The sequence below is a fragment of the Chitinophaga alhagiae genome, assembly GCF_003568665.1.
In the GTDB taxonomy this organism is placed as follows: Bacteria; Bacteroidota; Bacteroidia; order Chitinophagales; family Chitinophagaceae; genus Chitinophaga; species Chitinophaga alhagiae.
Window position 1 is genome coordinate 2,601,811 of sequence record NZ_QXMH01000001.1, and the last position, 12,470, is coordinate 2,614,280.

Here is a 12,470-nt window from a genome sequence, read left to right on the forward strand (position 1 = left end):
TTAATTATTGATTGGATGATGATACTTTTACGCCGGTGGAGCCGCCCTGCTGGAGGGAAAGGTCTACCGGCCGGTTTTGTTGCCAGGCGCCCGCTGTAAAATCAGGCACATTGATGGAATTGGAACGGTTGGCCACAGACCATTCGCTGAGCGGGCCAATAGCGCTCCAGAGCGCGGCGTCATACACGTCCATGTCAAGCGGCAGGCCATTGCGCAGGCAATCTATGAGGCGCCAGTCCATCATAAAGTCCATGCCCCCGTGGCCGCCTATCTGTTTGGCCAGCTCCCCGATTTTCCGGACAATCGGGGGAGCATATTGTTCTTCCAGTTTTTTCATGTCTGCTTCCGGCAGCCATCCCTCATGGCTGGTGGCTATTCTGCCCGGCAAGGGGTACTTCTGCGCGGTGGCCTTTGTGCCGCTTACAAGGTGCAGGCGGGAATAGGGGCGCGGAGAGGTAACATCGTGCTGCAGCATAATGGTGCGGCCTTGTTTGGTGCGGATGGCGGTGGTGTTCATGTTGCCACGGAAATGCATACCGGCAAATGGCTGATAGAAAGCATCCCCGGCAGCCAGTTGTTTGGCCATGGCGCCCATCATAAAGTCGTTGCCGGACATGGAGGTAAGATAGTCCATACTATCCCCGCGGTTGATGTTCATGACCTGGCAAACAGGCCCCAGCCCGTGGGTGGGGTACAGGTTGCCGTTTCGCTTTGCGTTTTCGCGCAGCCGCCATACATCATACCGCTTGCCGCGGTCAAACATGCTTTCCAGTATGTCGTGAATATAAGCGCCTTCTGTGTGTACGATCTCCCCGAAGAAGCCCTGCCGCGCCATGTTGAGCGTGAGCAGCTCAAAAAAATCATAACAACAGTTTTCGAGCATCACACAATGCCGCCGGGTTTTCTCAGAAGTTTCCACCAGGCGCCAGCAGTCTTCCACAGTGGTGGCAGCCGGTATTTCTACCGCCACATGCTTGCCATGTTCCATGGCGTAGAGGGCAATGGGGGTGTGCAATGCCCAGTGGGTGGCCACATACAGCAGGTCTATATCGTCCCGCTCACAGATCTTTTTCCAGTCTTCCGGCCCTGCGGTATACAACTGCGCGGGATGGCCGGGTGTTTTGATGCGGGCTTTGGCCGCTTCGGCCATTTTAGGGCGTACGTCGCAAATGGCGTTGATCTGTACGCCTTCAATATAACTTACCCGTTCTACGGCGGCAGACCCGCGGTTGCCCACGCCTACAAACCCGATGCGTACCGTGTCAATTTTCGGCGCGGCGTACCCGCACATGTTGAACCGTTGCGTGTACTTGCTTTCGGCGGCCTTGCGGATGTGCCCCAATTGCCCTGTAGCCGTGCTGCTGGTGCTGCAGGCGGGCAACAAGGCAGTACCGGCGGCAAGGCCGGTCAGTTTTAAAAAGTCTCTGCGGTTATTCTTCATGTTACATTTTTTCAAGGAACTTCACCGTTCCCTTTTTTTTCAGTTTTTCAAATTCTTGCCTGTATTGTTCCAGCTCTGCGCCGGCAATTGCCCTGCCTGACATAGACACCGGCGCTTCAAACGTAATGTCTGCGCTGCTCAGCGCCGCGGCCATAGACACGTCTCCCCACTGCAATATGCCGGGCAGGTATGCGGCCATGTTAAAATGATCTACACCTGCTGGGTTGTCAAACAGGTAGCTTACCGGGCCGCTTTGTACGGTAACGGCCTGCACGTTGTCATACACGGCGGCATGAAACAGAGCAGCAAGCCCGGCTTCTCCCGCGCCGCTGGTGGTAATGTGCGTGGCGCCCTGCCGGCGCAGCCAGGCATGCACCAGTTGCAACTGGTCTACCCACTTGCCCATCACGGTATTGCCCAACCACAACAGGGAACGGGAAGTGGTGTGAAAGGCAGGCAGCTTGCCGTCTATGGCGGTGGCCGCCGCGGAGCGGCCGCGGCCGGTGCCCCAGAGGTCCACCATCACGATGCCCGCTGTTGTGTTTTCCGGAACGGCGCCGCCCGCCACAACTATGTATTGGTGCGACCCATTGCGCGGTGCGCGGTGCAGCAGGTATGTTATTTCATTATTGCCGGCGGTGATGCTGATGCTGTCCCACCCACCGGCGCTGCCGGTGCGTACCGCGTTTTTGATACCACCGGCGGGCGGCAGCAGCAGCACTTTGCGCAGCGCTTGCTTTTCATGGCCGTTGGGCCGGAACGTTCTTTTCAGCAGCAAGCCCTGTTGGCGGCAATATGCGGCCGTGGTGGCTACGAGTGTGTCCCGTTTGCCGGCGGGGAAGGTCATCAGTTTTTCCGCGGGCTGCAGGGCAAGAGGCTTTGTGACCACCGGCGCGCCGGTACCCTGGCCTTTCAGCTGGAGGTCAAACCAGCCCAGCATGGCGGCCTGCATTTCCGGCCAGTAGCCATGTGTGGTGTCGAACAACTGGTACTGCAATTGGTCCGGCGCTTTCAGCAAGGTGAAGATTTGTTGCGCGCCAGCGTAGCTGCGTTGCATCTGCGCAGGGGCAAAGGCCCTGTTGTTGTCTTTCAGGGCGTTAAAGAGCTTCAGGCCGCGGGGCGCTACCATGGCCAGTACGCCTGCTTCTTCCGTAAAGGTGAGGCCGCCGGGCAGCAGTTCGCAAATGCAGTTGCTGTTCATGATGTAGGATTCAAATGTTCCTACGCTTACCACCGGTAGAGCAGCCCTGATGCGCTCGTCCATGGCGGCCAGCCACATGGCCTGGTTGCCGCCGCCGCTGGCGCCGGTAGCGCCAATGCGTTTGGCATCTACATAAGGCAATGAGCAAAGCAGGTCTACGGCGCGGATATTATCCGATATCTGCATGCCCATCAGCGATGTGCCTATGTTCATCAGCGAAGCGCCCAGGCAGGCGCCGTGATATTCATGTTCTCCATGTATGGTGGTCCTTTCACCGGCGCCCCAGGCGTCCATGCTGAGGCATACATAGCCGTGCATGGCCAGTTGCTGTGCTACGGACTGGAACAGGTCACTGTTGCGCCCGCCCTGCCAGTGGCCGTGCGTAAGCACCACCGCGGGGAAGGGCCCGTCACCATCCGGTACGTACAGGCTGGCCGTGGCATACACGCCGGGCCTTGTCTGGAAATAGATGCTGCGGATGGTGTAGCCCTGCATGGTGAGGCGTTGTGTTTCCCGCATGTCTGGCGGCAGCGTATGATTGGTCACGGCGCCGCTATGCCGCATTATTTTCTGGTACAGTGCTGCGCGCTGCTGTTTCCAGGCAGCGGCTGTACGGGGAAGGGTATGGGCATGAAAGGCCTGTGCCGCCTGCTGTTCCAGCCCATGCCGGATGGGATCGCTTTGTTGTGCGGAAAGGTGCATGCCGGTTAAAAGGAATAATATGATAAAGGATAGTTTCATACAAGGTCAATCTACGTCCCACCAAACCCTGGTGGCCGCGTTATCCGGCCCGCCAAGCATCTGCCGGGCCTTTTCAAGGGCCGCTCCGTTAGTGGAGGCTTCTACGGAAGAGTAGGGCAGGCGGTTGATGAATGTACCGGCGGGCAGGTCACTATTATCGCTTTGTAATACGGGGTACATCACCGGGTAGCCGCTGCGGCGAAATTCCGCCCATGCCTCCTGCCCGTCAGGGTAGAGGGCCAGCCATTTCTGTGTGCCTATCTGTAAACGCTGCATACTCCCGGTGGCGGCCCATTTCACCGGTGTGGCCGCCACGGCGGGGGAGCCGGCCTCATCTCCGGGGGCTGCCGGCACGGCGGCTGATGTAATATAACTATTAATCACGGTAAGGTCATTAATGCCCCATTCCTGCATGCTGGCGGCAATGCCTTTTTCATACAGCTCTTGCGCTGTGCCGTCCATGTTCCAGCCGTTCAGCGCTCCTTCCGCGCGCAGGAACCAGGCCTCTGCCGCGTGCATGACGGGTTGGGTAGCTTCCAGTTGACCGATCCACGTGGCGCCGTTCCAGTTTACCCAGCGCGGCCCTACATTGGAGGTCTGTGCGGGGCGGTTGCCGGGTTTGTTGATGTCTGTGGCGGAAGAACCGTTACGCAGGCCTTTGAACTGGCCGCTGGCCACCGCTGGCTGAAAGTATATGGGCAGGCGGGGATCGTTGTAACCTTTGAGGTAAGAGGCCATGGTGGAGCTCATCGAAAACTCGTTGTTCACCGCGTTGGTAGCCAGCCCGTTGGCATCGTCCCCTTTGGCAGACCGCTTGATGTAGGCGCTGTGAGAAGCTGCCGTCATCACGCCGCCGGCTACCGCGGCCTCCGCTTCCGTTTTGGCACGGGCCGGGTCTACCTTCGAGATGCGCAGGGCCAGCCGAAGGCGCAGTGTGTTGGCAAACCGTATCCACTGCTGCACATTGCCTTCGTAAATAATATCGTAATTACCGAATACATTGGCGGCGGTGCCCGCTTTCAGGTTGGTAACGGCAGAATCCAGGCGTTTGAAAAGATCGTCGTATATCTTGTCTTGCGGGTCATATGCAATGCTGCTGCTGGCCTGGCCGGCCTCAAAGTAGGGCACAGGCCCGTAGTAATCCGTGAGGCGGTGAAAAGTGTAGGTCATCATGATATTGGCGAGCGCATATTCTCCGGAACTGCGTTCCGTGTTATCGAAGATGGTCTGCAACTGCGGGAGGGTCAGCACGTAAGTGATGATGCCGGGACGGGAAAGCCAGCCGTCATTCATCACGTAGCGATCTGTCTGGAAGCTGGTGGTGGTCAGTGCAAAATACTGCGCGTACAGGTCCGGCATCAGGATGGAAATGGTCTGGTAGTAAGGCCGGTGTATGGTGGCGGCAGACTGTGCACGGGTAAACATGAACGGCAGCTCCCTTGCGCCCGCGTCTGAAAGTTTAGCGGGATTTTTGTTCATGTCGTCGAACTTTCCGGTGCAACTGGTGAGCAGAGCGGTTGCCAGCAGGAAATAAAGCATATTTTTTTTCATGATCATTGCTTTCAGGTTTTAGAATGACAAGCTCAGGTTCAGGCCAATACTGCGGGTGATGGGCAGTATGCCGGACTCTATGCCCTGGTAGTTACTGGAGCCTATGGCCACTTCCGGATCTACAGGAATAGTTCGTTTGCCGATGCCCGGTATGTCCAGCAGGGATTTGCCGCGGTAGAAAAAGAAAAGGTTGCGGCCGGTGAGGGAAAGCCTTGCGCTTTTCACCAGTTTGTTTTGCCAGTCAAAATCATATCCCAAGGAAAGCTCGCGGAGGCGGAAATTGGTGGCGCTGTAGGCAAAGAACTGGCCGTAGCCGTTCCTGCCTCCCTGGGAAACCTGTGTCCATAACTGTTCTGCGGTGATGGCGGTAGTGTTGGTCGTACCGTCTGGTTTCAGGCCCGGCAGCACCAGCCCGCCGTCTCTATATTTTGTTGTATAGTCCGCAATGCCGAAGTAAGCCGTCATAGCGTCTGTACCGGATATCACCATGCCGCCTACACGCCCGTCTATCAGCATGGACAAATTGAATCTTTTGTACTGCAACTGGTTGCTCCAGCCAAGGGTGTAGTCCGGGTTGTAATTACCGATCTTCTGCAGGGCCGTTACCGCCGGGAGGCCGGCCGTGGTAACGAGGTACTGGCCGGTTTTGCTGTCTTGGGACCATACGTAGTCATAAATATCACCGTACATGCCGCCGGGTTTCACCAGCAGGCTGCCAAAGCCGGTAGCGGTAGTGAGCGCGGCCTGGGTAACGCCGGGGCTGAGGGATATGGCCTTGTTGCGGTTGAGCGCAAAATTGAGTGAACTGTTCCAGGTAAAGTTTTGGCGGCGTACCGGCGTACCGGTCAGCATTACTTCCACGCCCTGGTTCTGGATGTTGCCGGCATTGATGTACTGCTGGTTGTAGCCGCTGGGCTGCGGCAACCCTATAAATATCAGCTGGTTGTAAGTATTGCTTTTGTAAACGGTGGCGTCAAGCCCCAGCCGCCCATCCAGGAAGCGCCATTCCGTACCGGCTTCCCACGATTCTGTTTTTTCCGGCTTGAGATCGCTGATGTACTTGATCTGGTCTCTGGCCACAAAACCGTTGCCTGCGCCAAGGGAATAGGTATAGGTCTGTATCAGCAGGTAAGGATCTGCATCGTTACCTACCTGCGTGTAAGCAGCGCGCACCTTGCTGAAACTGATCCAGTCCGGCAGGTTCAGCATGTCCGAGAGAATGGCGCTAAGGCCTACGGAAGGGTAGAAATAGCTGTGCGGCGCGGGCAGGGTGGAAGACCAGTCGTTACGGGCGCTTACGTCCAGGAACAGCTGCTGCCTGAAATCGAGCTGAGCGTTCCCGTACACGGATTGTATCTCTTTCTCTACCGTAAGATTGGAAAACGCCGGGGTAGCGGCAAAGTTCAGGTTGAACTGGTTGGGAATGCTGAGGCCGTTGGCGAAGGATTGGGAATTGTAGCCGCGGTTGCGGAGTACGGCGGCCCCTGCATTGTAGTTGATGCCAAAATCGTTACCGAGTTTGTTATTACCCGAAATGAGCACGTCCATATTGCGCTCCCAGCGGTTGATGTATGCTTCCTGGTAGCGGCCGCCGGTGAGCGTAGGCACGGGAATGGTGCCAAAGTAATAACTGCCGGTGATCTTGTCGTCATACCTGTCAAGGCTGTACCGGCCCTGTACGCTCAACCAGTCTGTAAGCTGGTATTTGGCCAGGCCCATCAGGGTAATACGGTTACGCTCTTCATTGAGCGCGGTGCGGTGTACGTCCCAGTAAGGATTCTGAAAAGCAGAGCTGGTAGTCCAGTACACGGGTACCGGCTGGCCCGTTTTGTCCAGCCGTTCAAAATTGCGGAGCGAGTCTGGGTGCATATCCCGCGGCATGATCAGTGCTTCATTGGTAACACCGTTATCTCCCAGGCGCGGTTTGTTTTTGATGATCTGGTTCATGTAGGTCACCTTTACATCCGTGGTCAGGCGCGGCAGCAGCTCCCCGGTGAGGCGGAGGTTCAGCGTGTTCCTTTCCAGCCGGTTTTTGGGTACAATACCGTTATTGGCGTTGTGTGTGTAGGAAGCGTATCCCCTCAGCTTGTCCGTTCCGCCGGATATGTTCACGGAACTATTCAGCGTAACGCCGGTGTTGTAAAAATCCCGTACGTTGTTTTTGTAGGTGGTGGTGGGCGCTCCCCAGCTTTCGCCGGCCTGTGCGCCATATACGCCGCCATTGCCGCGGCCGTAGGTATTTTGCAGGTCCATCAGCAGGTAAGGCCTGTCTATGGCCACCCCGCCGTTATAGTTCATGGTCACTTTCCCGCTTTTCCCTTTTTTAGTGGTGATGACCAATGCGCCGTTGGCAGCGCGGCTGCCATACAGGGCGGCTGCGGCCGGGCCTTTCAGCACGGTGATGGATTCCACATCGTCCGGGTTGATGCTGGCCGCCCCGTCGCTGCCGGAGTAACCGCTGGCAATGCTTTTCTGCTGGGTGGCCACCGTATTGGCAGAACCGCTGCCGCCGGGCTCTGTGGTCATGGTGTTGTCAATGGGCACACCGTCTACCACTATCAGGGCGTTGTTATTGCCGCTGATGGAGCGGTTGCCGCGCAGTACCACCCGCACGGCCCCGCCCGGGCCGGTGGCCGCGGGCGTAATAACAGCACCGGCCACCTTGCCGCTCAGGCTGTTCATAATATTGGCGCCCGGCTGCCTTACCGTGGTAAGGTCTGTATTGTTGAGCTGCTGGGTGGCATAACCCAGTGAGCGGGTTTTCCGTTCAATGCCGAGCGCAGTCACCACCACTTCACCTAATTGTGAAGCAGACTGCTGCAGGGTGATGTTGAGCACCGTTTGCGCGCCTACCGGCACTTCCTTTTTTTCGTACCCGATAAAAGAAAATACCAGCACCGCATCTGCCGCAGCCTGTATGCTGAAGCCGCCGTCTATACCGGTGGCGGTACCCTGCGAAGCGCCCTTCACACTTACGCTCACGCCGGGTATGGGCGCCTGCGAAACAGCATCTTTGACAGTGCCTTTTATGGGCTGGTTTTGTGCCGGGAGAGATACCGGCAGTATGAAAGCGAGCACTAACAGGCAATAGAAATGCCTTGCATGGAACATGCATCTATTCATAACAATAAGGATTATTGATTAATTGATTCTGGCTGTAATTGAGATTGTATCCGAATGTACAATCACCTGTCCGGCTGTGCAAAAAAAACAGCGGCAACGTTATCGGTAAATCAGCGTATATTTATTTGAACAGACAGTATACCAAGGAGGGAGATGAATGCGCAAACACTACGCCACCATAAAGGACATTGCCAACGCTCTGAATATTTCTTTTGCCACCGTTTCAAGGGCCCTGCGGGATGCCTATGATGTAAAGGCCGAAACCCGGGAACTGGTGCTGGCCAAGGCCGCAGAGCTGAACTACCGGCCCAACGTCAATGCCAAGGGCCTGGCGCAGCACCGCAGTTACAACCTGGGCGTGGTGTTGCCCGGCATTACCAATTATTACTTTTCCACCGTTATTACCGGCATCCAGGAAGTAGCCTATAACAGCGGCTATAATCTTATCCTGTATGTTACTAATGACAGCGCGGAACGGGAACGGGACATGATCCGCAACCTGGCGCTGAGCAGCCTGGATGGCCTGCTGGTGTGCGTTTCTTCTGATTCTGACGATGGCAGCGGTTTTCAGGCAATGATAGATGAAGGTATTCCCGTGGTGTTTTTTGACCGGGTGGCGGAACAGGTCAATACCTCCAGGGTGGTGCAGGATGACTACAATGGTGCTTTTGAGGCCACGGAACATCTTGTGCAGAACGGTTACCGGAAAATAGCGCACATAGCCGGCCCCGAAGGACTGGCCTTTACACGCGCCCGCCTGAAGGGGTATAAAGATGCCCTGAAAAAACATGGCCTGCCCCTGAAGCAGGAATGGATCATTTACTCCGGGTTCTCGCAGGCGCATGGAGAGCAGGATGCGCTCAACCTGTGGAAATGCCGCAGCCGGCCTGACGCTATTTTTGCGGTGAACGACCGCAAGGCGGTGGGCGCCATGCTGGCCCTGAAGAAACTGGGGGTTGAGGTAGGAAAGACCGTGGGCGTGGTGGGATTCACCAATGATCCTGTTGCTTCCATCATCTCGCCTTCGCTGACCACTATTGCCGAACCGGCTTTTGAAATTGGAAAGATCAGTTGCCAGTTGCTCCTGAATCATATAAAAAAGAAGCGTTTTGACCCAAAAGAAGTAGTTTTGCCCGGCAAACTGATTGTCCGGGAATCCAGCCTCAAAGTTTGAGGCACACTTTTTGTTTGTAGCCCGCCAGTCAAAATTTTTGTTAATCTTCATTCTAATCAAGAAACCATGATGAAACTTCGACAAGCGCTCGTTTTGTTGACCGCAACATGTATGCTGGCTTTTGTGCTGCCGGCCTGTAAAAAAAACAAGAAAGATGCAACCCCCACAGAAAAGCCCGGCCAGATAAAAGGCATGGGAGATCAAGCTGGCACGCCGGAAGGCACTCCCTTTGAACTACCGGCCAATATAAGCCTGGCGGGCAAGATCAGGGGCAGCCAATGCGATACGGTGTATGAACGTGGCAGCGGCGCATATGTTGATGTATGCATAGCCCTGTTTAACAGCGGCGGTACAGACATTACGCTGGTCATTCCTGCTGGGCTGGTCATTCTGGCTGACGAGGAAGAATACCAGCACGGGATGGTGGTGCAGGAAACCCGCATTTTGCTGAAAGCCGGACAGATCACCCGCTGTACCCTGGGCGCTTACTGTATCAACGCCAGTAAGTCCAGTTCCAGTTCGAGCACTACTTACGCTATTGGGCCCATTACCGGCAGTGTGCTGATCAGGGAGCTGCTGGACCTGTTAAAGAACAAAAAGATCAATGTAGAAGACTATCCGGCAGATGATGAAGCTTACAGCGAAGCGGTAGGCACAGTGCAAAGCGCCGTGTGGGGCATTACAGATTTTGACGGACTGCAGTACTTCAAGGAAGAAATACTGAAACTGCCTAATAAATGATGATACGTGGCTGAGGGGGAAACCGCCGCCATTTGTTCAGCAATAACTTTTACTGGAGGGCACCTGGTTGTTGAACCGGGTGCCTTTTTTCTACCGGTGCAACCCTTTTGCGCGCAAAAAGGCGATCAGCTCTCCGGGGAGATCTGTCTGGATGATATTTACCGCGGGGTATTTTTCCAGCAGTTGCGTAAACCCTGCGCCGGGTGTTTCCTGCTCCGCCTTGTCATATTTGCCCAGCGCATTCAGCCATACACGTGCTCCCGCGTTCCGGATGCTGCCGGCCACTGCCGCCGAGTAGAAAGATTCATCTATATGGATGGCGGGAAATTTGCCCATTTGCAGGATGGCGGCCGTTTCAACAGGGTTATAGGCGCGGGGCATTATAGGCACCTGTGCGTCCCAGCTACGTAGTTGTGTGGCTTCCTTGTAATCGTACAGGAAAAACAATGCCTGTGTTGTAGTACCGGTGGTTCTTAGCAGGGCGCAGGTTTTGCGGGCCGCTTCCGCCCCGTCTGCCTTGAAGTCTATATCGATCAGTATGTGGTCTTTCACCAGTTGCAGCGCGGCTTCCAGTGTGGGTATCCTTTCTGTGGTAGGCTGACCGTTATGCAACAGAGGGAACTGCCTGAGCTGCGCATAGGTATAGTCTTGCGTGCCGCCGGGCTGGCCGGTGGTGCGGGTAATGGTTTTGTCGTGCATCAGCACCAGCACGCCGTCTTTCGTTTCCCGCACGTCCAGCTCCACAATGTCTACGCCCAGGCGGATGGCTTCCCTGATGGCGGCCAGGGAGTTTTCAGGGTGGTTGATGTGAGGCCCGCGGTGAGCAGCCACCATCACCCGCTCCGGGTGTTGCCGGAAATCCTGCAGAATGCTGTCAACGCGGGTAGACTGCGCATACAGGGAAAACGTGCATATGCTGAAGAGACAGGTAATAAGGAATTTCATGCCGTCAGTTTTTTGTAGTGTATAAATATCTGATTCTTTTCAGAATATTTCATCGGCTATATATGAACGCTGCGTTAAATGCCAGAACGGCCCGGCCGGCGCCCTGCGCAATTATTGGTAACTTTATATATGCTGAAGAAGAAAAAACAGCGCAAGTTCCTGGAAAAAAGACGCCATGCCATCCGCAGCTACCTGGCGGACTTTGCTGCTTCCTCCGATCCGGAGGCGTTGCATCAATTGCGGGTGGAGATAAAAAAACTCAGGGCTTTTGCCCGCTTTGCCACACCCGGGGCAGGAGAGGCGGTAGAAGCGCTTCGCAAAATGTTCCGCAAGGCCGGTCAGATCAGGGAAGCGGGCCTCAACCTCCTGCTGATGAAAAAGTATGCGCTCGCCAACGCCGCTCTGGAAACCCGGCAAACCAGCCTGATGCGGGAAAAGTCACGCAGCTTCCGCGCATATACTGCTTATTATAGCGGGCAGGCAGAGAAAGCGGTTGCCATGCTGACCCGAAAACTGAAACCACTTCCCAACCGCCGCATCAAAAGCTGGTTCAAACCTCAGTTACGTAAAACTGCGGCGCTGCTGGCGGCGCCTTTCCCCGATAAATTGCACAACGCCCGTAAAAAGATCAAGATGTTGTTGTACGTACACGGGCTGGCGCCCGGCCGGTTGCCGCTGAACACAGATTACCTGCAGGCGCTGCAGGAGCAGATCGGGAACTGGCACGATGTGGCAGTGGCCACAGCGCTGGTAACCAGGGAGAAAGACCGCGGCCGGCTGCAACGGGCACAGCAACTGGAAGAATGGCGGATAGGGGAGACCGCCGGGAACTTTATGCAGAAAGTATCCGAAAGGGATGACTGAACGGCTGCAACCAAAGATTCTTTTTGTAAGTTGCTGAAAAGAAACAGGCATGGAACGTATTAGTTTTGAAGACGAAAAGTTTGACCGGGTCGACTATTCTGAAAACCCGCCGGCAAAAGGGGAATATGACAATTGCAGCTTTGAGAACTGCAACTTTGCCGGTGCAGACCTCTCGGACTTCAGCTTTTCGGAATGTACGTTCACGGCCTGCAACCTGGGCCTTGCCAATCTCAATAAAACTTCCCTGAAAGATGTGCGGTTCAGGGATTGCAAGCTGTTGGGCCTGCACTTTGAACATTGTAACGATTTCCTTTTTGAGGTGCATTTTGAGAACTGCGTGCTGAACCTCGCCTCCTTCTTCGGCCGCAAGCTGAAAAATACCCGCTTTCACCAATGTACACTGCACGAAACCGATTTTACCGAAGCAGACCTCACCGCCGCAGTGTTTAGCCACTGTGACCTGGCAGGGGCCATTTTTGCGCATACCACGCTGCAGAAGGCAGACTTTCGCACGGCCCGTAATTACCTGGTAGACCCGGAACTGAACCCCCTCAAAAAAGCAAAGTTCTCGTTAGACGGGCTGCCCGGCCTGTTGGGAAAATATGATATTGAGGTGGAATAGTTATGGTGGTAAAATGTCGATTTGCGTGATATTTTGCCGGTTTATTCCTGATTTTATGATTTTGGTT

Annotated in this window: 9 protein-coding genes; 4 read left to right on the top strand and 5 right to left on the bottom strand. The window is 55.3% G+C overall.

The genetic code is table 11. The annotated features are described in order from the left end of the window. Positions 1-4: 4 nt before the first annotated feature. The 4 genes from D3A97_RS10585 to D3A97_RS10600 are packed head-to-tail and all read right to left on the bottom strand — an operon-like array spanning position 5 to position 8,057. Positions 5-1,441 (bottom strand): Gfo/Idh/MocA family oxidoreductase, encoded by a 1,437-nt coding sequence (locus D3A97_RS10585; RefSeq protein ID WP_119078312.1) that lies wholly within the window; start codon positions 1,439-1,441, stop codon positions 5-7. A gap of 1 nt (position 1,442) precedes the next feature. Next, positions 1,443-3,383: an alpha/beta hydrolase family protein gene (locus D3A97_RS10590; RefSeq protein ID WP_119078313.1), complete on the bottom strand. Its 1,941-nt coding sequence runs from the start codon at positions 3,381-3,383 to the stop codon at positions 1,443-1,445. Positions 3,384-3,389: 6 nt separating this feature from the next. Then, positions 3,390-4,934 (bottom strand): SusD/RagB family nutrient-binding outer membrane lipoprotein, encoded by a 1,545-nt coding sequence (locus D3A97_RS10595; protein WP_232825917.1) that lies wholly within the window; start codon positions 4,932-4,934, stop codon positions 3,390-3,392. Between the two features lie 18 nt (positions 4,935-4,952). Continuing rightward, positions 4,953-8,057, bottom strand: a complete 3,105-nt coding sequence (locus D3A97_RS10600; RefSeq protein WP_119078314.1) for a SusC/RagA family TonB-linked outer membrane protein — start codon at positions 8,055-8,057, stop codon at positions 4,953-4,955. A gap of 157 nt (positions 8,058-8,214) precedes the next feature. On the opposite strand from D3A97_RS10600, the gene D3A97_RS10605 reads away from it, so the two are divergent. Together D3A97_RS10605 and D3A97_RS10610 are read left to right on the top strand one after the other, a co-directional pair. Beyond that, positions 8,215-9,231: a LacI family DNA-binding transcriptional regulator gene (locus tag D3A97_RS10605; protein WP_119078315.1), complete on the top strand. Its 1,017-nt coding sequence runs from the start codon at positions 8,215-8,217 to the stop codon at positions 9,229-9,231. Positions 9,232-9,297: 66 nt separating this feature from the next. After that, a complete protein-coding gene (locus D3A97_RS10610) occupies positions 9,298-9,972 on the top strand; it encodes a hypothetical protein (RefSeq protein ID WP_157986471.1) in 675 nt (224 codons plus the stop codon). Positions 9,973-10,062: 90 nt separating this feature from the next. On the opposite strand, the gene D3A97_RS10615 is transcribed toward D3A97_RS10610, so the two are convergent. Next, on the bottom strand, positions 10,063-10,917 hold the full coding sequence (locus tag D3A97_RS10615; protein WP_119078317.1) for a glycerophosphodiester phosphodiesterase family protein: 855 nt from the start codon (positions 10,915-10,917) through the stop codon (positions 10,063-10,065). A 129-nt stretch (positions 10,918-11,046) separates the two neighbouring features. Between D3A97_RS10615 and D3A97_RS10620 the strand changes: the two genes are divergently transcribed. Together D3A97_RS10620 and D3A97_RS10625 are read left to right on the top strand one after the other, a co-directional pair. Next, on the top strand, positions 11,047-11,781 hold the full coding sequence (locus tag D3A97_RS10620) for a CHAD domain-containing protein (protein ID WP_157986472.1): 735 nt from the start codon (positions 11,047-11,049) through the stop codon (positions 11,779-11,781). A 49-nt stretch (positions 11,782-11,830) separates the two neighbouring features. Then, on the top strand, positions 11,831-12,403 hold the full coding sequence (locus tag D3A97_RS10625) for a pentapeptide repeat-containing protein (protein ID WP_119078319.1): 573 nt from the start codon (positions 11,831-11,833) through the stop codon (positions 12,401-12,403). Positions 12,404-12,470 lie beyond the last annotated feature (67 nt).

What these genes read in the sequence shown, in the direction of transcription:
- D3A97_RS10585 (WP_119078312.1), bottom strand. Translation starts at nt 1,441, where the DNA reads ATGAAGAATAACCGCAGAGACTTTTTAAAACTGACCGGCCTTGCCGCC.
- D3A97_RS10620 (WP_157986472.1), top strand. Translation starts at nt 11,047, where the DNA reads ATGCTGAAGAAGAAAAAACAGCGCAAGTTCCTGGAAAAAAGACGCCAT.
- D3A97_RS10590 (WP_119078313.1), bottom strand. Translation starts at nt 3,383, where the DNA reads ATGAAACTATCCTTTATCATATTATTCCTTTTAACCGGCATGCACCTT.
- D3A97_RS10615 (WP_119078317.1), bottom strand. Translation starts at nt 10,917, where the DNA reads ATGAAATTCCTTATTACCTGTCTCTTCAGCATATGCACGTTTTCCCTG.
- D3A97_RS10625 (WP_119078319.1), top strand. Translation starts at nt 11,831, where the DNA reads ATGGAACGTATTAGTTTTGAAGACGAAAAGTTTGACCGGGTCGACTAT.
- D3A97_RS10605 (WP_119078315.1), top strand. Translation starts at nt 8,215, where the DNA reads ATGCGCAAACACTACGCCACCATAAAGGACATTGCCAACGCTCTGAAT.
- D3A97_RS10610 (WP_157986471.1), top strand. Translation starts at nt 9,298, where the DNA reads ATGATGAAACTTCGACAAGCGCTCGTTTTGTTGACCGCAACATGTATG.
- D3A97_RS10595 (WP_232825917.1), bottom strand. Translation starts at nt 4,934, where the DNA reads ATGAAAAAAAATATGCTTTATTTCCTGCTGGCAACCGCTCTGCTCACC.
- D3A97_RS10600 (WP_119078314.1), bottom strand. Translation starts at nt 8,057, where the DNA reads ATGAATAGATGCATGTTCCATGCAAGGCATTTCTATTGCCTGTTAGTG.